The sequence below is a fragment of the Streptomyces sp. NBC_00224 genome, assembly GCF_041435195.1.
GTDB lineage: Bacteria > Actinomycetota > Actinomycetes > Streptomycetales > Streptomycetaceae > Streptomyces.
The window spans coordinates 3026482-3049407 of sequence record NZ_CP108106.1 but is presented as its reverse complement, the minus strand read 5'-3'; the positions used below and the strand labels follow the sequence as shown (position 1 = coordinate 3049407).

General features: G+C 69.7%; 21 protein-coding genes and 1 riboswitch. Of the genes, 14 read left to right on the top strand and 7 right to left on the bottom strand.

What is annotated here, in order from left to right; all coding sequences use genetic code 11:
• The first annotated feature begins 116 nt into the window (after nt 1-116).
• A complete protein-coding gene (locus OG965_RS13600) occupies nt 117-1400 on the top strand; it encodes a sensor histidine kinase (RefSeq protein WP_371652308.1) in 1284 nt (427 codons plus the stop codon).
• Nucleotides 1397-2086 (top strand): response regulator, encoded by a 690-nt coding sequence (locus OG965_RS13595; RefSeq protein ID WP_371652307.1) that lies wholly within the window; start codon nt 1397-1399, stop codon nt 2084-2086. The genes OG965_RS13600 and OG965_RS13595 overlap by 4 nt, the downstream gene beginning before the upstream one ends.
• Before the next feature lie 156 nt (nt 2087-2242).
• Here OG965_RS13595 and nadA read toward each other — a convergent pair whose 3' ends face one another.
• A complete protein-coding gene (gene nadA / locus OG965_RS13590; RefSeq protein ID WP_371652306.1) occupies nt 2243-3430 on the bottom strand; it encodes a quinolinate synthase NadA in 1188 nt (395 codons plus the stop codon).
• Nucleotides 3431-3717: 287 nt separating this feature from the next.
• Here nadA and OG965_RS13585 point away from each other — a divergent pair, with 287 nt between their 5' ends.
• Nucleotides 3718-4074, top strand: a complete 357-nt coding sequence (locus OG965_RS13585) for an iron-sulfur cluster assembly accessory protein (protein ID WP_371652305.1) — start codon at nt 3718-3720, stop codon at nt 4072-4074.
• Nucleotides 4075-4176: 102 nt separating this feature from the next.
• Here the strand turns inward: OG965_RS13585 and OG965_RS13580 are convergent, their stop codons facing one another.
• Both OG965_RS13580 and OG965_RS13575 read right to left on the bottom strand, forming a co-directional pair.
• A complete protein-coding gene (locus OG965_RS13580; protein WP_371652304.1) occupies nt 4177-5742 on the bottom strand; it encodes a hypothetical protein in 1566 nt (521 codons plus the stop codon).
• 122 nt (nt 5743-5864) lie between these two features.
• Nucleotides 5865-6062, bottom strand: a complete 198-nt coding sequence (locus OG965_RS13575) for a hypothetical protein (RefSeq protein ID WP_371656934.1) — start codon at nt 6060-6062, stop codon at nt 5865-5867.
• A 140-nt stretch (nt 6063-6202) separates the two neighbouring features.
• Here OG965_RS13575 and OG965_RS13570 point away from each other — a divergent pair, with 140 nt between their 5' ends.
• A complete protein-coding gene (locus OG965_RS13570) occupies nt 6203-7177 on the top strand; it encodes a carbohydrate kinase family protein (protein ID WP_371652303.1) in 975 nt (324 codons plus the stop codon).
• Nucleotides 7178-7227: 50 nt separating this feature from the next.
• On the opposite strand, the gene OG965_RS13565 is transcribed toward OG965_RS13570, so the two are convergent.
• Nucleotides 7228-8613: a cysteine desulfurase/sulfurtransferase TusA family protein gene (locus OG965_RS13565; protein ID WP_371652302.1), complete on the bottom strand. Its 1386-nt coding sequence runs from the start codon at nt 8611-8613 to the stop codon at nt 7228-7230.
• Nucleotides 8614-8967: 354 nt separating this feature from the next.
• Here OG965_RS13565 and coxB point away from each other — a divergent pair, with 354 nt between their 5' ends.
• The 4 genes from coxB (at nt 8968) to OG965_RS13545 (ending at nt 13529) form a co-directional block, all read left to right on the top strand.
• Nucleotides 8968-9972: a cytochrome c oxidase subunit II gene (gene coxB / locus OG965_RS13560; protein ID WP_371652301.1), complete on the top strand. Its 1005-nt coding sequence runs from the start codon at nt 8968-8970 to the stop codon at nt 9970-9972.
• The gene (gene ctaD / locus OG965_RS13555) at nt 9969-11717 is read left to right on the top strand and encodes a cytochrome c oxidase subunit I (protein WP_371652300.1); all 1749 of its coding nucleotides are present in this window, start codon (nt 9969-9971) and stop codon (nt 11715-11717) included. The genes coxB and ctaD overlap by 4 nt, the downstream gene beginning before the upstream one ends.
• Complete coding sequence (locus OG965_RS13550; protein WP_371652299.1) at nt 11714-12112, top strand: cytochrome c oxidase subunit 4; 399 nt, start codon at nt 11714-11716, stop codon at nt 12110-12112. The genes ctaD and OG965_RS13550 overlap by 4 nt, the downstream gene beginning before the upstream one ends.
• A gap of 163 nt (nt 12113-12275) precedes the next feature.
• A complete protein-coding gene (locus OG965_RS13545) occupies nt 12276-13529 on the top strand; it encodes an Ig-like domain-containing protein (RefSeq protein WP_371652298.1) in 1254 nt (417 codons plus the stop codon).
• A 31-nt stretch (nt 13530-13560) separates the two neighbouring features.
• Here OG965_RS13545 and OG965_RS13540 read toward each other — a convergent pair whose 3' ends face one another.
• Nucleotides 13561-13977: a hypothetical protein gene (locus OG965_RS13540; protein ID WP_371652297.1), complete on the bottom strand. Its 417-nt coding sequence runs from the start codon at nt 13975-13977 to the stop codon at nt 13561-13563.
• A 178-nt stretch (nt 13978-14155) separates the two neighbouring features.
• Between OG965_RS13540 and OG965_RS13535 the strand changes: the two genes are divergently transcribed.
• From OG965_RS13535 to OG965_RS13510, 6 genes are all read left to right on the top strand, one after another.
• Nucleotides 14156-14776: a heme-copper oxidase subunit III gene (locus OG965_RS13535; RefSeq protein WP_371652296.1), complete on the top strand. Its 621-nt coding sequence runs from the start codon at nt 14156-14158 to the stop codon at nt 14774-14776.
• A 64-nt stretch (nt 14777-14840) separates the two neighbouring features.
• Complete coding sequence (locus OG965_RS13530; RefSeq protein ID WP_371652295.1) at nt 14841-15650, top strand: c-type cytochrome; 810 nt, start codon at nt 14841-14843, stop codon at nt 15648-15650.
• On the top strand, nt 15647-16696 hold the full coding sequence (locus tag OG965_RS13525; RefSeq protein ID WP_371652294.1) for a Rieske 2Fe-2S domain-containing protein: 1050 nt from the start codon (nt 15647-15649) through the stop codon (nt 16694-16696). The genes OG965_RS13530 and OG965_RS13525 overlap by 4 nt, the downstream gene beginning before the upstream one ends.
• Nucleotides 16693-18321, top strand: a complete 1629-nt coding sequence (locus OG965_RS13520; protein ID WP_371652293.1) for a cytochrome bc complex cytochrome b subunit — start codon at nt 16693-16695, stop codon at nt 18319-18321. The genes OG965_RS13525 and OG965_RS13520 overlap by 4 nt, the downstream gene beginning before the upstream one ends.
• A 135-nt stretch (nt 18322-18456) precedes the next feature.
• Entirely contained in the window at nt 18457-19521 is a 1065-nt protein-coding gene (gene trpD, locus OG965_RS13515; RefSeq protein WP_371652292.1) for an anthranilate phosphoribosyltransferase, read from the top strand.
• A 102-nt stretch (nt 19522-19623) separates the two neighbouring features.
• Nucleotides 19624-19741, top strand: a riboswitch (SAM riboswitch).
• Between the two features lie 232 nt (nt 19742-19973).
• On the top strand, nt 19974-21398 hold the full coding sequence (locus tag OG965_RS13510) for an aminotransferase class V-fold PLP-dependent enzyme (protein ID WP_371652291.1): 1425 nt from the start codon (nt 19974-19976) through the stop codon (nt 21396-21398).
• Between the two features lie 339 nt (nt 21399-21737).
• Here the strand turns inward: OG965_RS13510 and OG965_RS13505 are convergent, their stop codons facing one another.
• Nucleotides 21738-22019: an Lrp/AsnC family transcriptional regulator gene (locus OG965_RS13505; RefSeq protein ID WP_371652290.1), complete on the bottom strand. Its 282-nt coding sequence runs from the start codon at nt 22017-22019 to the stop codon at nt 21738-21740.
• A complete protein-coding gene (locus OG965_RS13500) occupies nt 22016-22750 on the bottom strand; it encodes a rhomboid family intramembrane serine protease (protein ID WP_371652289.1) in 735 nt (244 codons plus the stop codon). The genes OG965_RS13505 and OG965_RS13500 overlap by 4 nt, the downstream gene beginning before the upstream one ends.
• Nucleotides 22751-22926 lie beyond the last annotated feature (176 nt).

The window sequence follows — 22926 nt, the reverse complement described above, 5'->3', positions numbered from 1 at the left end:
GGCAGTCCTTCCGCTGGGGCGGAACGGGTGGGCACAACGGACCCACGGCGATCAGCCGAACAAGGGGGGTTCGGGGCGCAGCCCCGACCAGCCAGCGCCCCGTACCGTAGGGAGGCGTGACGTTCGCCCGCATCCACGGATGGCTCCGCGCCCACCCCCTCGCCGGGGACGCCGCCCTCGCCGGGGTCGTCCTCATCTGCATGATCGTCGGCTCCTTCGCCGACCCCCACGGCTCCAACGGCCCCGTCTTCGGGACCAGGACGCCCAGCGTGACCGCCCTCGTCCTCGCCGTGCTCGGCGCCGTCTCCCTGGTGCTGCGCCGCCGCAACCCGCTCGCGGTCCTCGGCCTGACCGGCGCCGTCACCGTCGCCGACCTGCTCGCGGGCAACTCGCCCGCCCCGATCGCGATCAGCCCGGTCGTCGCGCTGTACACGGTCGCCGCGCACACCGACCGCCCCACCACCTACCGCGTCGGCATCACCACCATGGCCGTCCTCACCGCGACCGCGATGTGCTTCGGGGACGCGCCCTGGTACGCGCAGGAGAACGTCGCCGTGCTCGCCTGGACCGGCCTCGCCGCGACCGCAGGCGACGCCGTCCGCAGCCGCCGGGCCATCGTGGAGTCCATCCGCGAGCGCGCCGAGCGGGCCGAGCGCACCCGTGAGGAGGAGGCCCGCCGCCGGGTCGCCGAGGAGCGCCTGCGCATCGCCCGCGATCTGCACGACGTCGTCGCCCACCACATCGCGCTGGTCAACGTCCAGGCCGGGGTCGCCGCGCACGTCATGGACAAGCGCCCCGACCAGGCCAAGGAGGCCCTCGCGCACGTACGCGAGGCCAGCCGCTCGGCGCTGAACGAACTCCGCGCCACCGTCGGCCTGTTGCGCCAGTCCGGCGACCCGGAGGCCCCCACCGAGCCGGCCCCCGGCCTCGCGCTCCTGGACGACCTGCTGGGCGGCTTCCGCCGCGCCGGGCTCCCGGTCGAGCTCGCCCCCCTCGACGCGGCCGTCCGCGCCGGGCTCCCGGCGGCCGTGGACCTCGCCGCGTACCGGGTGATCCAGGAGGCGCTCACCAACGTACGCAAACACGCGGGCCCGGACGCGAAGGCCGAGGTCAGCGTGGTGCGGGTGGGCCCGAACACGGAGATCACGGTCATCGACAACGGCACCGGGAACGGCGACGGCGCCACCGGGGGCGACGGCGGGGGCCACGGTCTGCTCGGGATGCGCGAGCGCGTCAGCGCGCTCGGCGGCACCTGCACGGCGGGACCCCGCTACGGCGGCGGCTTCCGGGTGCAGGCGATACTGCCGGTCAAGACGGCCGACACGGCCCGTACGGCGCGGACCCGCAAGGAGGCCGAGGCCGTCCGGGCGGCCGAGGGACCGGGGGAAGGCTACGCATGACGATCAGGGTGGTACTCGCGGACGACCAGGCGCTGCTGCGCTCCGCGTTCCGTGTCCTCGTCGACTCCGAGCCGGGCATGCACGTGGTGGGCGAGGCGTCGGACGGGGCCGAGGCGGTCGCCGTGGCCCGCGCGACCCGGGCCGACGTCGTCCTCATGGACATCCGGATGCCCGGCACGGACGGGCTCGCCGCGACCCGCATGATCAGCGAGGACCCCGAACTCACGGACGTCCACGTGGTGATGCTCACCACTTTCGAGGTCGACGAGTACGTGGTGCAGTCCCTGCGCGCGGGTGCCTCCGGCTTCCTGGGCAAGGGCGCCGAGCCGGACGAGCTCCTGAACGCCATCAGGATCGCGGCGGCGGGCGAGGCCCTGCTCTCGCCCGTCGCGACCAAGGGCCTCATCGCCAGTTTCCTCGCCCAGGGCGGCAGCTGGGACGGCTCCGGCGACCCGCCCGGCGCCCACGCCGAACGCCTGGCCGCCCTGACCGGCCGCGAACGCGAAGTCCTCGTCCAGGTGGCCGGCGGCCTCTCCAACGACGAGATCGCCGAACGCCTGGTGGTCAGCCCCCTCACGGTGAAGACCCACGTCAACCGCGCGATGGCCAAACTGGGCGCCCGGGACCGGGCCCAACTGGTCGTGATCGCGTACGAGTCGGGCCTGGTGCGGCCGAGGGTGGAATAGCCGGGTCTTGGCCCCCGCGCCTCTGAAGGGCGCCCCTTCGGGGCGCCCCGAGGATTGCCGCGTAGCGGCATTCAAGGGGCGCGGGGCTGTGACATCTGCGGCTCCGCCGCGTGGGCGCGACCAGCCACAGCCGACCCGCAGACGAAAACCGGGCGCCTACGGCAAAGCCAGCATCCGCTCCAGCGCCAGCTTCGCGAAGCTCTCCGTCTCCGCGTCCACCTGGATCTGGTTGACGAGCTTGCCGTCCGCGAGGGACTCAAGCGTCCACACCAGGTGCGGCAGGTCGATCCGGTTCATCGTCGAGCAGAAGCAGACCGTCTTGTCGAGGAAGACGACTTCCTTGTCCTCCGCGGCGAATCGATTCGCCAGACGGCGGACCAGGTTCAGCTCGGTGCCGATGGCCCACTTGGAGCCGGCCGGGGCCGCCTCCAGCGCCTTGATGATGTACTCGGTCGAGCCGACGTAGTCCGCGGCCGCCACGACCTCGTGCTTGCACTCGGGGTGGACCAGGACGTTCACGCCGGGGATGCGGGCGCGCACGTCGTTGACCGAGTCGACCGAGAACCGGCCGTGGACCGAGCAGTGGCCGCGCCACAGGATCATCTTGGCGTTCCGCAGCTGCTCGACGGTCAGGCCGCCGTTCGGCTTGTGCGGGTTGTAGAGCACGCAGTCGTCCAGCGACATCCCCATGTCGCGGACGGCGGTGTTGCGGCCCAGGTGCTGGTCCGGCAGGAAGAGCACCTTCTCGCCCTGCTCGAACGCCCACTCCAGCGCCTTCTTGGCGTTGGACGAGGTGCAGATCGTGCCGCCGTGCTTGCCCGTGAAGGCCTTGATGTCGGCGGAGGAGTTCATGTACGAGACGGGCACGACCTGCTCGGCGATCCCCGCCTCGGTCAGCACGTCCCAGCACTCGGCGACCTGCTCGGCGGTGGCCATGTCGGCCATCGAGCAGCCGGCGGCCAGGTCGGGCAGCACGACCTTCTGGTCGCCCGAGGTCAGGATGTCCGCGGACTCGGCCATGAAGTGCACACCGCAGAAGACGATGTACTCGGCTTCCGGCTTGGCGGCCGCGTCCTTGGCCAGCTTGAAGGAGTCGCCGGTGACGTCGGCGAACTCGATGACCTCGTCGCGCTGGTAGTGGTGGCCGAGGATGAAGACCTTGTCACCGAGCTTCTCCTTGGCCGCGCGGGCGCGCGCCACGAGGTTCGGGTCCGACGGCGACGGCAGGTCGCCGGGGCACTCCACGCCGCGCTCGCTCTTCGGGTCGGCCTCGCGGCCGAGCAGCAGCAGGGCGAGCGGCGTCGGCTGGACATCCAGGGGCTGGGCGGTGGTCACGTCACGCACCCTTTCTCTTTCGCAGACGAGTTTTCGTCTAAATGACGCTATCTATCATAACTGCTTCACGTCAGTTTGACGATGGCCATAGCGTCGATGTGACACATCCCCTTTCCCTCTCGCTCCGCCGCTCGCCCGCGGTTGTCCACAGGTCTTTTCCGGCCCGCGCCGGGGTGTGCGAGCATGAAGGTGAGCCAAGGCACGGCCAAGGCCCACGCACGGCCCGGAATGAATCCGGGGTCCCGCCGGTTTTCACCGTCGGCAAGCAGTCTCCGTACAACCCGGGAGAGAAGCAGATGTCCGTATCGGACGAGACCACCACTGTGAGCGACGGCATCCTCCTGTCCGACGCCGCCGCGGCCAAGGTCAAGGCCCTCCTTGACCAGGAAGGCCGGGAAGACCTGGCGCTGCGCGTCGCCGTCCAGCCCGGCGGCTGCTCCGGCCTGCGCTACCAGCTCTTCTTCGACGAGCGCTCGCTCGACGGCGACGTCGTCAAGGACTTCGGCGGCGTGAAGGTCGTCACCGACCGCATGAGCGCCCCGTACCTGGGCGGCGCCTCGATCGACTTCGTGGACACCATCGAGAAGCAGGGCTTCACGATCGACAACCCGAACGCGTCGGGCTCCTGCGCCTGCGGCGACTCCTTCAGCTAAATCGCGCGTCGGCCGATACGTGCCGACTCGCGCCATGACGAAGGCGGGCACCCTTTCCGGGGTGCCCGCCTTCGTCGTAGGTGCATGCCGTACGACCGCGGCTCAGCTCTTCGGCAGCGCCTTCCCGGTGTTGGCGTCCACCACCTGACGCTCGCCCAGCGTCTGGTGCAGCGTCACCGAGACCGTCTCCTTCTTGGCGATCATGGCGCAGATCTTCTTGGGGTCGTGGTGCGCGACGCCCACCGTGACCCGGATCTCCGTGCCGCTCTCGTCCGCCGTCGCCGCGTAGGTGTCGCAGATCCCGCCCCAGAAGGTCACGGTCAGCGTCCGGCCGTCCTGGCCGATCGCGTACGAGAGCAGAGCCTGGTGGCCGACCGGTGACGACCCGGACGGCGTCGGCAGGGGAGTGCCGGGCCCGGACGGCGCCACCGGCGGCTTCGCCAGGTACTGCGGGGCCAGCGCCGGGGCGGTGATGGTGACCGGCTGCGCGGCGCCGGTCGGCTTCGCCTCGAAGAGCCACGACGGTACGAGCACCTGCTGCCCGTCCACGTACTGCGCGGAGAGCCCGAACACCGCCTTGTCCACGGTCACCGTCGAGGGCGTGCCCTGCTTGCACGGCTGCCGCTGGATGTTGCCCTGCGGGTCACTGGGCAGCTTGCGCTGCGGGTCGCTCGGCAGCCTGCCCTTGGTGGGCTCGCCCTGCGGCTGGTCCTCCAGCGGCACCGGGCCCGTGCAGTCCTTGCTCGCCGGGCGCCCGCCGCCCGATCCGTTCAGCTGCTTCAGCGTCTCCTCGGCGCTCAGCACGGGGTACGTGGCACCCTTCTCCGGCGCCTTCACCTGACCGCTGCCGCCGACCACCTGGCCGTCGGGGCCGACCTGGACGCCGGTCGTCCAGCCGTACGTGGGCAGACCGCCGATCACCGGGTCCGCGTTCACCACCCGTACCGCGCCCATCAGTTGGGACGCGTTCAGCTTGGCGTCGTCCTGGCCCAGCGCCTTCAGTACGGGGGCGGCCGCGGCCTTCGCGGCCTGCTCGCTCACCGCCGAGCCGCCTCCCGTGGGGTCGTGCTCGCCGGGCGCGATGCCCGGAACCGAGCTCGTGGAGGTGTCCGCTCCGGTGGTGTGCATCGGACACTTGCTGCCCTTGGGGCAGTTGTCCGTACCGCCGCTGCCGTACCGGGCGAACGTCCAGCTGCCCGGCGCCTTCTGATTGACCGTCAGTACCGGTCCGCCGCCGTCCTTGGTGATCCCGGCCTTCCAGACCGTCCCCTCCAGGCGCGGGGGACCGTCGATCCCCAGGGCCTTCGCCAGCTTCGCCACCTCGGCCTCGCCGACCGTGCCGCCCGGGCGGTACACCGACGCCTTCGCCGGGCCGTCGGGAAGTTTCCCCTCGGCGCGGTAGACCACGCCGTTCGGGTCCGGTTCGCCGGGGGCGATGCCCTCCCTGCCGCTGTCCAGGCCGAGCGGCGGCGGAGTGGAGTCCGCGCCCGCCCCGGCCTTCGCGTCGGCGGTGCCCCCGGCGGCGGGCGAGCCGTCCGAGGCGGTGGACGCCCAGTAGGCCCCGCCGCCGCCCGCGACCAGCACCGCGGCCGCGACCGAGGCGAGGACGAAGGGGGATCGTCGCGTCCGCCGCTGCTGCGACTCGTCCTGCGTGTGCTCGCTGCTCACCGCATCGCTCCTGTCCAGTCGTATCCCGCATCCCCTTTACGGGGGACAGGCCTTGGACGGAGCGGGGGAGCGCACGGTTCCCTCCGCGCGCTGCCCCGTCGCTCGGGTCCGCTCTGGTCCGCTCAGTCGCCGTACTCGGACATGGTGGCGATCAGCCGGACCGAGTCGGGTGGCACGGACACCCCGTGGATGCGGGACGGTGGGACGGGCGCCGGTCCGGCCTCCGTTGGCACCACCCAGTGGGGGGCCATCCGTGCGCAGTCGCCGCGCAGCTCCGCCAAGCCCGGTTCGGACGTCATGACGTTCCCGGTCTGCTCCATGGTTTCCATATTCCGCACCGTACGCATCAGGAACCATGCGAAAAAAGGACTACTATCGGGTAATTTCAGCCCTTCAGGTGAACCCCCGCGACCCGGTAGCGTTAACTGTCAACAGTCCTCCACGCAGGAGTGTCCTCGCCGTGCGTATCGCAGTCACCGGCTCCATCGCCACCGACCACCTCATGACCTTCCCCGGCCGATTCGCCGACCAGCTGGTCGCCGATCAGCTGCACACGGTCTCCCTCTCCTTCCTCGTCGACAACCTCGACGTGCGCCGGGGCGGTGTCGGCGCGAACATCTGCTTCGGAATGGGGCAGCTCGGCACCCGACCGATCCTCGTCGGGGCCGCCGGCTCCGACTTCGACGAGTACCGGGCCTGGCTGGACCGGCACGGGGTGGACACGGACTCGGTCCGTATCTCCGAGGTCCTGCACACCGCCCGCTTCGTGTGCACCACGGACGCCGACCACAACCAGATCGGCTCCTTCTACACGGGCGCGATGAGCGAGGCCCGCCAGATCGAGCTCCAGGCGGTGGCCGAGCGGGTGGGCGGCCTCGACCTGGTCCTGATCGGCGCCGACGACCCCGAGGCGATGCTCCGGCACACCGAGGAGTGCAAGACGCGCGGGATCCCGTTCGCGGCGGACTTCTCGCAGCAGATCGCCCGGATGTCCGGCGACGACATCCGTACGTTGCTGGAGGGCGCGAAGTACCTCTTCTCCAACGAGTACGAGAAGGGGCTCATCGAGTCCAAGACCGGCTGGAGCGACGCGGAGATCCTCGGGAAGGTCGACTACCGGGTCACCACCCTCGGCTCGCGGGGCGTGCGCATCGAGCGCGTCGGCGAGGACCCGATCGAGGTCGGCTGCGCCGAGGAGGAGGCCAAGGTCGACCCGACCGGCGTCGGCGACGCGTTCCGCGCGGGCTTCCTGTCGGGCCTGTCGTGGGGCGTCGGCCACCAGCGCGCCGCGCAGGTCGGCTGCATGCTGGCGACGCTGGTGATCGAGACGCTCGGCACCCAGGAGTACCAGCTGCGCCGCGCCCACTTCATGGACCGCTTCACGAAGGCGTACGGGGACGAGGCGGCGGCCGAGGTCCGGGAGTACCTGGCCTAGCCCCACCCGTCCTTACCGGTGTGGGGGTACTCCGTACCCCCATGCCGGCCTCACCCCACCCGCCGCACCACGTACGCGGACCCCCGCTCCCGCCGCGTCTCCCCCACGTACTCCTGCCCCCGCATCTCGCACCACGCCGGGATGTCGAGCCGGGCCGCCTCGTCGTCGGCGAGGACCGTGACCGTGGCGCCCACGGGGACGTCGGTGATCACCTTCGCCAGTTCGATCACCGGGATGGGGCAGCGCTTGCCGAGCGCGTCGATGGTCAGGTCACCGCGAGGGGTGGCGGGGGTCGGCGAGGACACCGGCGCGCCGAGCTTCTCGCGGACGGACGACACCACCCCGGGCAGCACCGCGAGGAAGCGGTCGACGTCGGAGGAGGCCGTGCCCAGGGGCAGCGAGACCCGGACGTTGCCCTCGCTCAGTACGCCCATCGCCCGCAGCACATGGCTCGGGGTGAGCGTGCTGCTCGTACAGGACGAACCGGAGGAGACCGAGAAACCCTCGCGGTCCAGTTCGTGCAGCAGGGTCTCCCCGTCGACATAGAGACACGAGAAGGTGACCAGATGCGGCAGCCGCCGCACCGGGTCCCCGACCACCTCCACGTCCGGCACCAGCTCCGCCACCCGGGTGCGCACCCGGTCGACCAGGGCCCGCAGCCGCTCCGCCTCGGCCGCCGCCGCCTCCGCCCGCACCGCCCGCAGCGACGCGGCCGCCGCCACGATCGCCGGGATGTTCTCGAAGCCGGGCGCCCGGCCCGACTCCCGCTCGTCGGCGGGGCCTTGCGGGGCGAACCGGACGCCCTTGCGGACCGCGAGCAGCCCCACCCCCGCGGGGCCGCCCCACTTGTGCGCGCTCGCGGCGAGCAGCGACCAGCCGTCCTCCACCGGGCCCCACGCCAGCGACTGGGCCGCGTCCACGAGCAGCGGCACCCCGGCCGCCCGGCACGCCTCGGCCACCTCGGCGACCGGCTGGACCGTGCCCACCTCGTGGTTGGCGGACTGGAGGCAGGCCAGCGCCGTGTCGGGGCGCAGCGCGGCGGCGTACGCGGCGGGGGAGACCGCCCCGGCCCGGTCGACCGGGACCTCCGTCACCGTGCCGCCGTCCGCCTCCAGGGCCGCGCCCGCGTGCAGCACCGAGGAGTGCTCCACCGCCGACACCACCAGATGGCGGCCGACACGCCGACGGCCGGAGAGGGAGCCGTGAATTCCGGAGTGCACCGCGCGCGTCCCCGAAGAGGTGAACACGAGCTCGTCCGGCCGGCAGCCGACCGCCTCGGCCGCGGCCTCCCGGGCCGCGTCGAGCAGCAGCCGGGCCCGCCTGCCCTCGCGGTAGAGCCGGGCCGGGTCGGCCCAGCCCTCGTCGAGCGAGGCCTGGAGGGCCTGGCGGGCCACGGGGTGCAGGGGGGCGGAGGAGGCGGCGTCGAAGTAGGGCACGGTGCCACGCTAACGCCGTGGGGGGTTCGGCTGGGGCGTCGTCGTTCGGCCGCGGACCCGGCTGTGGCCGGGCGCGCAGTTCCCCGCGCCCCTTCAAGGGGTCCCCGCGCCGCACCACTCTCCGTACACCCGTACAGGAAGCCCCGTCAGATACCCCCCGGAAGCGGGGATTCCATCCCTTTGGGGGCTCGGGCGGCGCGTTGGGCACCCTCCCCGCGCGACCCCAAATAGCGTCCAGTAGGGTTTGGTCCGCATAAACATCCAAACCCCTGCCCGCGGCCAGGGCGGCGACCGACCAGCGTGACGGACGGCCGTAGCCGGCCGGCGCGGGCGAGACTCTCGGGAAGGCGCTACGTGAGTCCCAACGGCTCCGACCTCCCCCGCTGCCTGAAAGGCGCGGGCGGTTCCCCCACGTCGAGGCGCCCGATGCGGCGGAAGCTGCTGCAGGCGCTGACTGCGGGCCTGGTCCTGGCTACCGCGTCCGGTTGCTCGTACAACTGGGAAGACTTCCCTCGCCTGGGTATGCCCACCCCGGTGACGGAAGAGGCTCCGCGGATCCTCTCCCTCTGGCAGGGTTCGTGGGCGGCAGCGCTCGCCACGGGCGTGCTGGTCTGGGGCCTGATCCTGTGGAGTGTCATCTTCCACAGGCGCAGCCGCACCAAGGTCGAGGTACCTCCGCAGACCCGGTACAACATGCCCATCGAGGCGCTGTACACGGTCGTCCCCCTCATCATCGTCTCGGTGCTCTTCTACTTCACCGCGCGTGATGAGTCGAAGCTCCTTGAGCTCTCCCCGAAGCCGGCTCACACCGTCAACGTGGTCGGCTACCAGTGGAGCTGGGGCTTCAACTACGTCGAGGACGTGGACGGCAACCCGGCCACGGGCGACGCCGCGAAGTCCAAGGAGCTGTCCGCCATTCCGGACCGCTTCACCAAGGACTTCCCGGCCGGTGCCGACGGCGTCTACGACGTCGGCATCCCCGGCACGCGGAACCCGCAGACCGGAAACCCCGGGCCCACGCTGTGGCTGCCCAAGGGCGAGAAGGTCCGCTTCGTGCTGACGTCCCGTGACGTCATCCACTCCTTCTGGGTGGTCCCCTTCCTGATGAAGCAGGACGTCATCCCGGGGCACACCAACTCCTTCGAGGTGACCCCGACCCAGGAGGGCACCTTCCTCGGCAAGTGCGCCGAGCTGTGCGGTGTCGACCACTCCCGGATGCTCTTCAACGTGAAGGTCGTCTCCCCGGAGCGCTACCAGCAGCACCTCAAGGAGCTGGCGGCGAAGGGCCAGACCGGCTACGTGCCGGCAGGCATCGCTCAGACCGACCCCGCCAAGAACGCGGAGACGAACAAACTGTGAGCATCCTCAACGAATCTCAGGGTGCCGCGGCAGCAGACGACTCGTACGAGAACGAGCTGCCGGTCCGGCGCAAGCAGCCGGGGAACATCGTCGTGAAGTGGTTGACCACCACTGACCACAAGACGATCGGCACGATGTATCTGGTCACGTCGTTCGTGTTCTTCTGCATCGGCGGGGTGATGGCGCTGCTCATGCGCGCCGAGCTCGCCCGTCCCGGCACGCAGATCATGTCGAACGAGCAGTTCAACCAGGCGTTCACGATGCACGGCACGATCATGCTGCTGATGTTCGCGACGCCGCTGTTCGCCGGATTCGCGAACTGGATCATGCCGCTGCAGATCGGCGCGCCCGATGTGGCGTTCCCGCGGCTGAACATGTTCGCCTACTGGCTCTACCTGTTCGGCTCGCTCATCGCGGTCGGTGGCTTCCTCACCCCGCAGGGCGCGGCCGACTTCGGCTGGTTCGCCTACTCCCCGCTGTCGGACGCGGTCCGCTCGCCGGGCGTCGGCGCCGACATGTGGATCATGGGTCTGGCCTTCTCCGGCTTCGGCACGATCCTCGGCTCGGTCAACTTCATCACCACGATCATCTGCATGCGCGCTCCCGGCATGACGATGTTCCGTATGCCGATCTTCGTGTGGAACGTCCTGCTGACCGGTGTGCTGGTCCTGCTGGCCTTCCCGGTGCTGGCCGCCGCGCTGTTCGCCCTGGAGGCGGACCGCAAGTTCGGTGCCCACATCTTCGACGCCGGCAACGGCGGCGCGCTGCTGTGGCAACACCTCTTCTGGTTCTTCGGCCATCCAGAGGTGTACATCATCGCCTTGCCGTTCTTCGGAATCATTTCCGAAGTCATCCCAGTGTTCTCCAGAAAGCCGATGTTCGGCTACATGGGCCTGGTCGGCGCGACGATCGCCATCGCCGGTCTGTCCGTGACCGTGTGGGCGCACCACATGTACGTCACCGGCGGCGTGCTCCTGCCGTTCTTCTCGTTCATGACGTTCCTCATCGCGGTACCGACCGGTGTGAAGTTCTTCAACTGGATCGGCACGATGTGGAAGGGCTCACTGTCCTTCGAGACACCGATGCTCTGGGCTGTCGGCTTCCTGATCACCTTCACCTTCGGTGGTCTGACCGGCGTCATCCTGGCCTCGCCGCCGATGGACTTCCACGTATCCGACTCGTACTTCGTCGTCGCGCACTTCCACTACGTCATCTTCGGCACCGTGGTCTTCGCGATGTTCTCCGGATTCCACTTCTGGTGGCCGAAGTTCACGGGCAAGATGCTGGACGAGCGTCTGGGCAAGATCACCTTCTGGACGCTGTTCGTGGGCTTCCACGGCACGTTCCTGGTGCAGCACTGGCTCGGTGCCGAGGGCATGCCGCGTCGTTACGCGGACTACCTCGCGGCCGACGGCTTCACCGCGCTGAACACGATCTCGACCATCAGCTCCTTCCTGCTCGGTCTGTCGATCCTGCCGTTCATGTACAACGTCTGGAAGACCGCCAAGTACGGCAAGAAGGTCGAGGTCGACGACCCGTGGGGCTACGGCCGTTCGCTCGAATGGGCGACGTCGTGCCCGCCGCCGCGGCACAACTTCCTCACCCTGCCGCGTATTCGCTCCGAATCGCCGGCGTTCGATCTGCACCACCCTGAGATCGCGGCTCTCGACCAGCTTGAGAACCACGGCGGCGATGGTGTCGCCACTAACACAGCCCTCGCCGGCGGCAAGGAGGCGGGCAAGTGAAGATCCAGGGCAAGATGTTCCTCTGGCTCTCCGTCTTCATCCTGATCATGGCCGTCGTGTACGGCGTGTGGTCGAAGGAGCCGGCCGGTGCGACCGCTCTCGTGATGGCCTTCGGCCTGAGCGTGATGATCGGCTTCTACCTGGCCTTCACGGCCAAGCGGGTCGATGCGGGTGCGCAGGACGACAAGGAGGCCGATGTCGCGGACGACGCCGGTGAGCTGGGGTTCTTCGCCCCGCACAGCTGGCAGCCGCTCTCGCTGGCGATCGGTGGCGCGCTCGCGTTCCTGGCCATCGCGATGGGCTGGTGGCTGCTGTACTTCTCGGCGCCGCTGATCCTGATCGGTATCTACGGCTGGGTGTTCGAGTACTACCGGGGCGAGAACCAGAACCAGTAGGTCCTCGCAGGTACCTGTGAAAGGGCCCCGCGGCTCATCCGAGCCGCGGGGCCCTTTCACGTACGCGGGGCCCGTGCGGGGCGCTTTGGGCCGTCCGAGGGCGTGCCGCCCGTTTGCAGTCATACCGCGCGCTGAATATGACTATTTTTCATAACGTGTGGTCATGAGTCACGCACCGCGTACCCGTACCGTCCTGAGCTGCACCCTGCTGGTCATTGCCCTCGGGGCGGGCGCCGGCGCGTGCGGCCGCTCCGACAGCAACCCGCTCTCGGCCAAGCCGTACGACGCGGCGGGCCAGATCGCGTACAACGGCCCGGCGGGCAGTGCGAAGGCGGATCCGGAGAAGCCCCTGGAGATCTCCGCCAGGGGCGGCCGCGGGCGCATCACGGACGTGATGGCCATGGACGCCGCGGGGCGCCATCTGGCGGGCGAGCTCGACGGCGACGGGAACCGCTGGCACTCCACGGCCCCGCTGGTCGCGGGCGCCCACTACACGGTGGTGGTCTCCACGGAGGACTCCGACGGGGCTCCGGGGCGCCGTACGCTGACGTTCGACACCTCCGCGCCCAAAGACGTCGTGAAGGTCGAATTCGGCCCGGACGCGGGCAAGTACGGCGTCGGACAGCCCATCACGGCGGAGCTCGGCAAGCCGGTCAAGGACAAGGCGGCCCGCGCGATCGTGGAGCGGGCGCTGAAGGTGGAGTCCACGCCGTCGGTGGAGGGCGCCTGGTACTGGGTCGACGACAAGACGCTGCACTACCGGCCCAAGGAGTACTGGCCCACCAACGCGACCATCAGGGCCTCCTCGCGCCTGGAGGGCGTGCGGATCGCGGACAAGCTGTACGGCGGCCCCGCGCAGCCCCTGAAGATCACCACCGGCGACCGCATCGAGGCCATCACCGACGCGTCCTCGCACTACATGACGGTCAAACGCAACGGAGAAGTGATCAATACCATTCCGGTGACCACCGGAAAGCCGGGCTTTTCCACCCGAAACGGCGTCAAGGTGGTGCTGGGCAAGCAGTACTTCGTACGGATGCGCGGGGAGACGGTCGGCATCTCGGCCGGCAGCGCCGACGCGTACGACCTGCCGGTCTACTACGCGACCCGGGTCACCTGGAGCGGCGAGTACGTGCACGCCGCGCCCTGGTCGGTGGGCTCGCAGGGCTCCGAGAACGTCAGCCACGGCTGTACGGGCATGTCCACCGGGAACGCCGCGTGGTTCTACGAGACCGTGACCGAGGGCGACATCGTCAAGGTCGTCAACAGCATCGGCGAGGACATGACGCCCTTCGACAACGGGTTCGGCGACTGGAACGTGGGCTGGGACAAGTGGCACAGGGGCAGCGTGCTGCAGGCCGACCTGAAGGCCGGGCAGAGCAAGCTGAACTCCGCCCGGCTACGGCCGCAGGTCTAGGGCCTGCCCGGTGGGGGTTGGGGCGGGCGGATCAGGCCCGGGTGGCCACGGCGCCGTCCGGGCGGCGCGAACGGATCAGGGCGGCCAGTGCGGCCGCGAACTCGACCGGCTCGACCGGGAGGGTCACCGCGGCGTCCGCACGGCTCCAGGTGGCCAGCCAGGCGTCCTGAGGGCGCCCGATGAGCAGCAGCACCGGCGGGCACTGGAAGATCTCGTCCTTGATCTGCCGGCAGATCCCCATGCCGCCGGCCGGGACGGCCTCCCCGTCCAGGACGCACACGTCGATGCCGCCGCGGTCCAGCTCCTTGAGGACGGCGTGTGGGGTCGCGCACTCCAGGAAGGTCACCGGGGGAACGTCGGAGGCGGGCCTGCGTCCGGCGGCGAGCCGCACCTGCTCACGGGTGTTCGCGTCGTCGCTGTAGACAAGTACGGTGGCGCTCGACTGCATTGTTCCTCCGATTCGACGGCGGTACGGGCTCGGGAGCCGATGCGCGGATGCTACTCCGTCCGACACCGCGTCAACACCGGTTCGGCGGGCGCCGGGATGGGCCGTTCGGGCAGGACACGGGGTCCGGACACACCGAACGGCACCCCCCGGAGTGAGCGCGAGATAAGCGACCGACATAATGTCGGTCGTGGCGACAGCAACGACAGTAGAAACCGGGCACGCGCACCCGTCGGTCAATCGGCCGAACCTCACCAGCGTCGGAACCATCATCTGGCTGAGTTCCGAGCTGATGTTCTTCGCGGCCCTCTTCGCGATGTACTTCACCCTGCGATCGGTGACGGGCGCCGAGCACTGGAAGGAAATGGCGTCCTCGCTGAACCTTCCGTTCTCGGCGACGAACACCACGATCCTGGTGCTCTCCTCCCTCACCTGCCAGCTCGGCGTCTTCGCCGCCGAGCGGGGCGACGTGAAGAAGCTGCGCACCTGGTTCATGATCACGTTCGTGATGGGTGCGATCTTCATCGGAGGCCAGGTCTTCGAGTACACCGAGCTGGTGAAGAAGGACGGCCTCTCGCTGTCCTCCGATCCGTACGGCTCGGTGTTCTACCTGACGACCGGCTTCCACGGCATGCATGTGACGGGCGGTCTGATCGCCTTCCTGCTGGTTCTCGGCAGGACCTACGCGGCCAAGAGATTCACCCACGAGCAGGCAACCGCCGCCATCGTCGTGTCCTACTACTGGCACTTCGTCGATGTCGTCTGGATCGGCCTCTTCGCCACGATCTACTTGATCAAGTAATCGGGTCCGCAGAACCCGACACCATCCCGCATCGACGCAGAAGATCCTGACACCGGGGTAATCCGTGAAAAAGCTCTCCGCACGACGACGCCATCCGCTGGCGGCGCTCGTCGTCCTACTCCTCGCGCTGGCGGCCACCGGGGGGCTGTACGCCGCGTTCGCGCCCGCGGACAAGGCGAAGGCCGACGAAACCGCCCAGTCCCTCGCCATCGACGAGGGCAAGAAGCTCTACTCCGTCGGCTGCGCCAGCTGCCACGGAACCGGCGGTCAGGGCACCACTGACGGCCCGTCCCTGGTGGGCGTGGGCTCCGCGGCCGTGGACTTCCAGGTCGGCACCGGCCGTATGCCGGCGCAGCAGCCCGGCGCCCAGGTGCCGAAGAAGAAGGTCATCTACTCGCAGGCCGAGATCGACCAGCTCGCCGCGTACATCGCCTCCCTCGGCGCCGGCCCGATCACGCCGACCGAGAAGCAGTACAGCCCGGAAGGCGCGGACATCGCCAAGGGTGGCGAGCTGTTCCGCACCAACTGCGCCCAGTGCCACAACTTCTCCGGCAAGGGCGGTGCGCTGACGCACGGCAAGTACGCCCCCAGCCTTGAGGGCGTGGAACCGAAGCACCTCTACGAGGCCATGCAGACCGGCCCGCAGAACATGCCGTCGTTCCCCGACACGACGATGCCGCAGAAGCAGAAGCAGGACATCATCGCGTACCTGGACGCCGTGAACAGTGAGAAGACGGCGAGCCCCGGTGGTCTCTCGCTCGGTGGCCTCGGCCCCGTCAGCGAGGGTCTGTTCGCGTGGATCTTCGGACTCGGTGCTCTCATCGCAGTCGCCATCTGGATCGCGGCCCACTCCGCTAAGGCCAAGAAGTCATGAGTAGCCAAGACAATTCCGAGAACCTGCCCAGCGAGCAGGACCCCGAGCACGGCTCGGTAGAGCGCGCCCGCGACCCGTTCGCGGACCCGGGGCTGCCGCCCCACATGCCGCGCGTCCAGGACATCGACGAGGCGGCTGCCAGGCGCTCCGAGCGCGTGGTCGCCGGTCTCTTCATGCTCTCGATGGTCGCGACGGTCGCCTTCATCGCGTCCTTCGTGATCTTCCCGATCGACAAGATCGTCTACATCTTCCCGATCGGGCACGTCAGCGCGCTGAACTTCTCCCTGGGTCTGACCCTGGGTGTCGCGCTGTTCTGCATCGGCGCCGGCGCGGTCCACTGGGCCCGCACGCTGATGTCCGACGAGGAGATGTCCGACGAGCGCCACGAGATCGCGGCGCCGCCGGAGGTCCGCGAGAAGGTCATGCAGGACTGGGCGGACGGCGTCCGCGAGTCCGGCTTCGGCCGCCGCAAGCTCATCCGCAACACCATGTACGGCGCGCTGGCCATGGTGCCGCTCGCCGGTGTGGTGCTGCTGCGCGACCTGGGCACCCTGCCCGAGGACAAGCTGCGCAAGACGATGTGGGCCAAGGGCAAGGCCCTCATCAACATGAACACCAACGAGCCGCTTCGTCCCGAGGACGTGGCCGTCGGTTCGCTCACCTTCGCCAAGCCCGAGGGCCTGGAGGAGGACCAGCACGACTTCCAGACCCAGATCGCCAAGGCGGCCCTGATGATCGTCCGGCTGCAGCCGGAGAACATCAAGGACAAGCGCGAGCTGGAGTGGTCGCACCAGGGCATCGTGGCGTTCTCGAAGATCTGCACCCACGTCGGTTGCCCGATCAGCCTGTACGAGCAGCAGACCCACCACGTGCTCTGCCCGTGCCACCAGTCCACCTTCGACCTCTCCGACGGGGCCCGCGTCATCTTCGGCCCGGCCGGTCACGCTCTGCCGCAGCTGCGGATCGGCGTGAACAGCGAGGGTTACCTCGAAGCGCTCGGCGACTTCGAAGAGCCCGTCGGTCCTGCCTTCTGGGAGCGCGGATGAGCACCACCACGACTGACGAACGGCGCGAGCCCGGGAACGGCGAGAAGTTCGCCGACTGGGCCGACGGCCGGCTGGGGATCTACACCCTGGCGAAGAGCAACATGCGCAAGATCTTCCCGGACCACTGGTCCTTCATGCTCGGCGAGATCTGCATGTACAGCTTCATCATCATCATCCTCACGGGTGTGTACCTGACGATGTTCTTCCACCCGAGCATGAACGAGGTCGTCTACGACGGCTCCTACGTTCCGCTCCAGGGTGTGCAGATGTCCGAGGCGTTCAACTCGACCATGCACATCAGCTTCGATGTGCGCGGTGGTCTGCTGATCCGGCAGATCCACCACTGGGCGGCGCTGATCTTCCTCGCGGCGATGTTCGTGCACATGATGCGCGTCTTCTTCACGGGCGCGTTCCGCAAGCCGCGCGAGGTCAACTGGCTCTTCGGCTTCCTGCTGTTCTTCTGCGGCATGTTCACCGGCTTCACCGGCTACTCGCTCCCGGACGACCTGCTCTCGGGCACCGGCGTCCGGTTCATGGAGGGCGCCATCCTGGGCGTGCCGGTCATCGGCACGTACCTGTCGTTCTTCATCTACGGCGGCGAGTTCCCCGGCGGCGACTTCGTGGCCCGGTTCTACTCGGTCCACATCCTGCTGCTGCCCGGCATCATGCTCGGCCTGATGGTCACTCACCTGATCCTGGTCTTCTACCACAAGCACACCCAGTTCGCGGGCCCCGGCCGCACCAACAAGAACGTCGTGGGCGCGCCTCTGCTGCCCGTCTACACGGCCAAGGCCGGTGGCTTCTTCTTCCTGGTGTTCGGTGTCATCGCGGTCATCTCGGCGATCGCCTCGATCAACCCGATCTGGGAGATCGGCCCGTACCGCCCGGACCAGGTGTCGACCGGCGCCCAGCCCGACTGGTACATGGGCTTCGCCGAAGGCCTCATCCGAGTGATGCCGGGCTGGGAGATCAACGCGTGGGGCCACACACTGGTCCTGGGCGTGTTCATCCCGCTGGTGATCTTCCCGCTGGTGCTCTTCGCGATCGCGGCCTACCCGTTCATCGAGGCCTGGATCACCAAGGACACCCGCGAGCACCACATCGCCGACCGTCCGCGCAACGCTCCCGTCCGCACCGGTATCGGCGTGGCCTGGATCACCGCGTACATGGTGATGCTCGTCGGTGGTGGCAACGACCTGTGGGCGACCAACTTCCACCTGTCGCTGAACGCCATCACCTGGTTCGTCCGGATCGCGTTCTTCGTCGGCCCGGTCATCGCGTTCATCATCACCAAGCGGATCTGCCTGGGCCTGCAGCGCCGGGACGCCGAGAAGGTGCTGCACGGTCGTGAGACCGGCATCATCAAGCGGCTGCCGCACGGTGAGTTCGTCGAGGTCCACGAGCCGCTCGACGCGGGCCAGCTGTACAAGCTCACCGCGCACGAGCAGCCCCGTCCGCACGAGCTGCCCGCGGCGGTCGACGAGAACGGCGTCAAGCGCAAGGTCTCCCGCATGGAGAAGCTGCGCGTCAAGATCCACAAGGGTTACTACGGCGAGCAGAGCCAGATCGCCAAGCCGACCTCTGAGGAGTACGAGGAGATCACCAGCGGCCACGGCCACCACTGATCCCCTCTCAGCGACACTGCTGTACGCCACACAGCAAAAGGGCCCCGTCCACGCGATGGACGGGGCTCTTCGCTGTTCCCCGGGGCTGGATAGGGTGTTCCCATCCCTATCCGTCGGTGGACCCAGGAGCGGACCATGAACGTTGTGACCCCGGTCGGCGGCGACAGCGTGGCGGCCTACTCCTGGCCGGGCGTACTGGACTCGCTGCTCAGCGGCACCGACCAGAGCGCCGAGGCGACCGCCTGGGCGATGGACTCGATCATGCGCGGCGAGGCGACCGACGCGCAGATCGCCGGGTTCGCGGTGGCGCTGCGGGCCAAGGGCGAGACCGTCACCGAGATCAGCGGCATGGTCCGCGCGATGTACGAGCACGCCAATGTGATCGAGGTGCCCGGCCGGACCGTGGACATCGTCGGCACCGGCGGCGACGGCGCCAAGACCGTCAACATCTCCACCATGTCCTCGATCGTGGTGGCGGGCACCGGCGCCAAGGTCGTCAAGCACGGCAACCGGGCCGCCTCCTCGGCCAGCGGCGCCTCCGACGTCCTGGAGAAGCTCGGCGTCAACCTGGACCTCACGCCCCGGCAGGTCGTCCAGGTCGCCGAGGAGGCGGGCGTCACCTTCTGCTTCGCCGTGAAGTTCCACCCCGCCCTGAGATACGTCGCCGCCGCGCGCCGGGAACTCGGCATCCGCACGACCTTCAACTTCCTCGGTCCGCTCACCAATCCGGCCCGGGTCAAGGCCCAGGCCACCGGGGTCGCGGACGCGCGCATGGCGCCGATCGTGGCCGGGGTGCTCGCCGAGCGCGGCTCCTCCGCGCTGGTGTTCCGCGGCGACGACGGCATGGACGAGCTGACGACCACCGCGACCTCCCGGGTCTGGGTGGTACGGGACGGGGCCGTGCGCGAGGAGTCGTTCGACCCCAGGGACGTGGGCATCGACCTGGTGCCGGTCGAGGCGCTGCGCGGCGCGGACGCCTCGTACAACGCGGACGTCGCCAGGCGGCTGCTCGCCGGCGAGACCGGGCCGGTGCGGGACGCGGTGCTGCTCAACTCGGCGGCGGCGCTCGTCGCGCTCGATCCGGGCGAGGGGAGCCTGGTCGAGCAGATCCGGGCCGGGATCGCCGTGGCGGCCGAGTCGGTGGACTCGGGCGCGGCGCGGCGGGCCCTGGAGCGCTGGGTGGCCGCCAGCAACGCCTGAGGGCCGCCAGGGCCTGGAGCCCGCGAGGTGTGACGCAAGGCGCAGTCCGGCATCCGGACTGCGCCTTGCGCGTACGCGGACGTATGGCAGGATGCTTTCCAAGGTCATGAGTGACAGCGACTACGGCCCCGGCCCGCTGTCCGGCAACCCTCCGTCCGTGGCGGGGTGCCCCGGGTGAAGACCAGGTCGCAGGCAGCGAGGTCTGCGGCAAGCGCGGACCCCTGCGCACTCCCTTCGGAGTGGCGCGCCCCTGGGGTCCTGGTCCTCAAGGGAGCAGTCTCGTGAGCAAGCGAATGCGATAGGGCCTCCGGCCCCTCTTTCTGTACACCTCCGCGGGCTCGTCATGCCCGTGTTCGAGGTCAACCCCCGTGTACCCGGCGCCAGTTGGACTGCCGCCGCCGTTCCGTGGGGCTCCACAGTCATCTCGCCTCGTCCTGCCGGGAGAAACCGCCATGTCCGCATACGCCGTCACGCCCACCGCCACGTCCTCCGCCGCCTCCGACTCCTCCGCCGAACCCTGCTGTGCGGCGCCGCTGCCGGTGCTCGGCCGGGACGTCACCGTGCCGCTGGTCACCGGCGGAGAGGTGACGTACGCGGCCCTCGACTACGCGGCGAGCGCCCCGGCCCTCCAGCGGGTGTGGGACGACGTGGCCGCGTACGCCCCCTACTACGGCAGCGTGCACCGCGGCGCGGGCTACCTCTCGCAGCTGTCCACGGACCTGTTCGAGAACAGCAGGGCGGCGGTGGCGGAGTTCCTGGACTGCCGCGCGGGCGACCAGGTGGTCTTCACCCGCTCGACGACGGACTCGCTCAACCTCCTCGCCCAGGTGATCCCGGCCGGCTGCGAGGTCTTCGTCTTCGAGACCGAGCACCACGCGTCGCTGCTGCCGTGGCGGGACGCGCGGGTGACGTACCTCAACGCGCCGCGTACGCCGCAGCAGGCGGTGGCGACGCTGGAGCGCGCGCTGGCCGACCGCGACCCGTACGGCCCGGCCCTGGTCTGCGTGACCGGCGCCTCCAACGTCACAGGCGAGCTGTGGCCGGTGCGCGAGCTCGCGGCGGCGGCGCACGCGCACGGGGCGCGGATCGTGCTCGACGCGGCGCAGCTGGCGCCCCACCACCCGGTCTCCGTACAGGAGTTGGACGTCGACTGGATCGCCTTCTCGGGCCACAAGCTGTACGCGCCGTTCGGCTCCGGAGTGCTGGCGGGCCGCGCGGACTGGCTGCGGGAGTCCGAGCCGTACCTCGCGGGCGGCGGCGCCTCCCGCAAGGTCGCCCGGCGCGCGGACGGCGGGGTGGACGTCGAGTGGCACACCACGGCCGCCCGCCACGAGGCCGGATCCCCGAACGTGATCGGGGTGTACGCCATCGCCTCCGCCTGCAAGGCGCTGACCGAGGCGGGCTTCGAGGGGCTGGTGGAGCGGGAGAAGCACCTGATCGCGAAGGTGCGGGAGGGGCTGGCGGAGGTCCCGGAGGTCCGCGTCCTCTCCTTGTTCGGCGACGACGCGCCCCGGGTCGGCGTGATCTCGTTCGTGGTGGACGGCTGGAACAGCTCGCACTTCGCGGCGGCGCTGTCGGCGGAGTACGGGATCGGCGTCCGCGACGGTCTGTTCTGCGCGCACCCCCTGGTCCGCACGCTCCTCGGCAGCGAGCCGCAGGAGCCGGGCGAGTGCGGCGCGCCCGAGGCGGAGCCGGGCGAGCTCCCCCAGACTTCGTCCGGGGGGACCCCCACCCTCAACGCGATCCGCGTCAGCTTCGGGGCGGGGACGCCGGACGAGCACGTGGAGCGGTTTGTGGGGGCGGTGCGGGAGTTGGTGCGGGGTGGGGCGAAGTGGACGTACCGCACGGAGGAGGGCCGCTGCGTCCCGGCGGTGTGAGTTGCCCCTCCCCGCCCGTTCCCTTAACCCTCCGGGGGTGGGTGGGGGTGGAGGAGGGTTTCCCGGGGGCTACGCCCCCAGACCCCCGTTTGCGGGGCCTGCGGCCCCTGCACCCCGCTACGGGGCTCCGCCCCGGCCCCCGCTCCTCAAACGCCGGAGGGGCTGAATTTGCCCGGCCCCCGTTCTGCCTTTAGGGGCGCGGGGAACGGCGCGACCAGCCACACACAGCCCGCAGACAAACACCGGGCTGAGAAGGGGCGCGGGGAACTGCGCGACCAGCCCCCACCGAACCCGCAGACGAACGAAAACCCCTGTCCCGTCCCGCCGCCCGCCCGAGGGCTACGCATCCAGGCCGATGGCGAACGCCGCCTCCAGGTCGTGCTGGGAGTACGTCCGGAACGCCACGTGCGTGTCCGTCGCCTCCACGCCGGGGATCTTGCTGATGCGCCCGGGGATGATGTCCGCGAGGTTGTCGTGGCGGGCCACCCGGACCAGCGCGATCAAGTCGTAGGTGCCGGTCACCGAATACACCTCGCTGACGTTCTCCAGCGACGCGATCGACTCCGCGATCTCGGGAATCCGGTCCACGCTGGTCTTGATGAGCACGATCGCGGTGATCACGGCTGGTTCTCTCCCTCGGTGGCGGCCGACGCGGGTGGCTTCGGTCGTTTCACTCTAGCCGCCCCGCGGAACCGGCCCCAGGCGTAGAGAAACCCCAGGCCGAAGCCGACGAGATGGGCCAAGTACGCCACCCCGGGCCCCGTCGGCGCCGCCCGTACCGCCAGCCACTGCAGCACGAACCAGAACACCAGCACCATCGCGGCGGGGAAGCGCAGAGGCAGGAAGAAGAGGAAGGGGAAGAGGCTGGTCACCCTGGCCCGGGGGAAGAGATAGAGGAAGGCGCCCAGGACGGCCGAGATCGCCCCCGACGCGCCCACCAGCGTCTGGTCGGACGACGCGTGCGCCACCGCGTACGCGAGCAGGGCGAGGTAGCCCGCGCCGAGGTAGAACAGCGCGAACCCGATCCTGCCCATGCGCTCCTCGGCCATCACGCCGAAGACGTAGAGGAAGAGCATGTTCCCCAGCAGGTGCAGCCAGTTGCCGTGCACGAAGAGCGCCGTGAGGGGGGTGACGAGCGTGCCGGGGTCACCGGCCGTGAGTTCGTTCGGGATGACACCCCACCGGGCGAAGTACGAACTCTGCGCCGCCAGCAGCGCGTCCCCCGTCCCGTACGAGGGATTCAGGCCGGACACCGGGCTGACGAGGAAGACCAGGCAGCAGAGCGCCAGCACGGTGTAGGTGACCGCGGGGCCCCGCACCACCGCGCCCCGTACGGCGCTCGGCTTGATCATGAACAGAGCATGGCGTAACCGGACCGAACGGTACAGACCGCCTCGCCGTGCCGGGGGGTGCCTGGTAGGCCGTAGGGTTACGGGCAGTACATCCGCAGTTCGACGGCGCACCGCGAGATCCTGGACCATGAACCGACCGCGCATCGAGGCATCGGGCACCGAGCCTCGACGCGGAA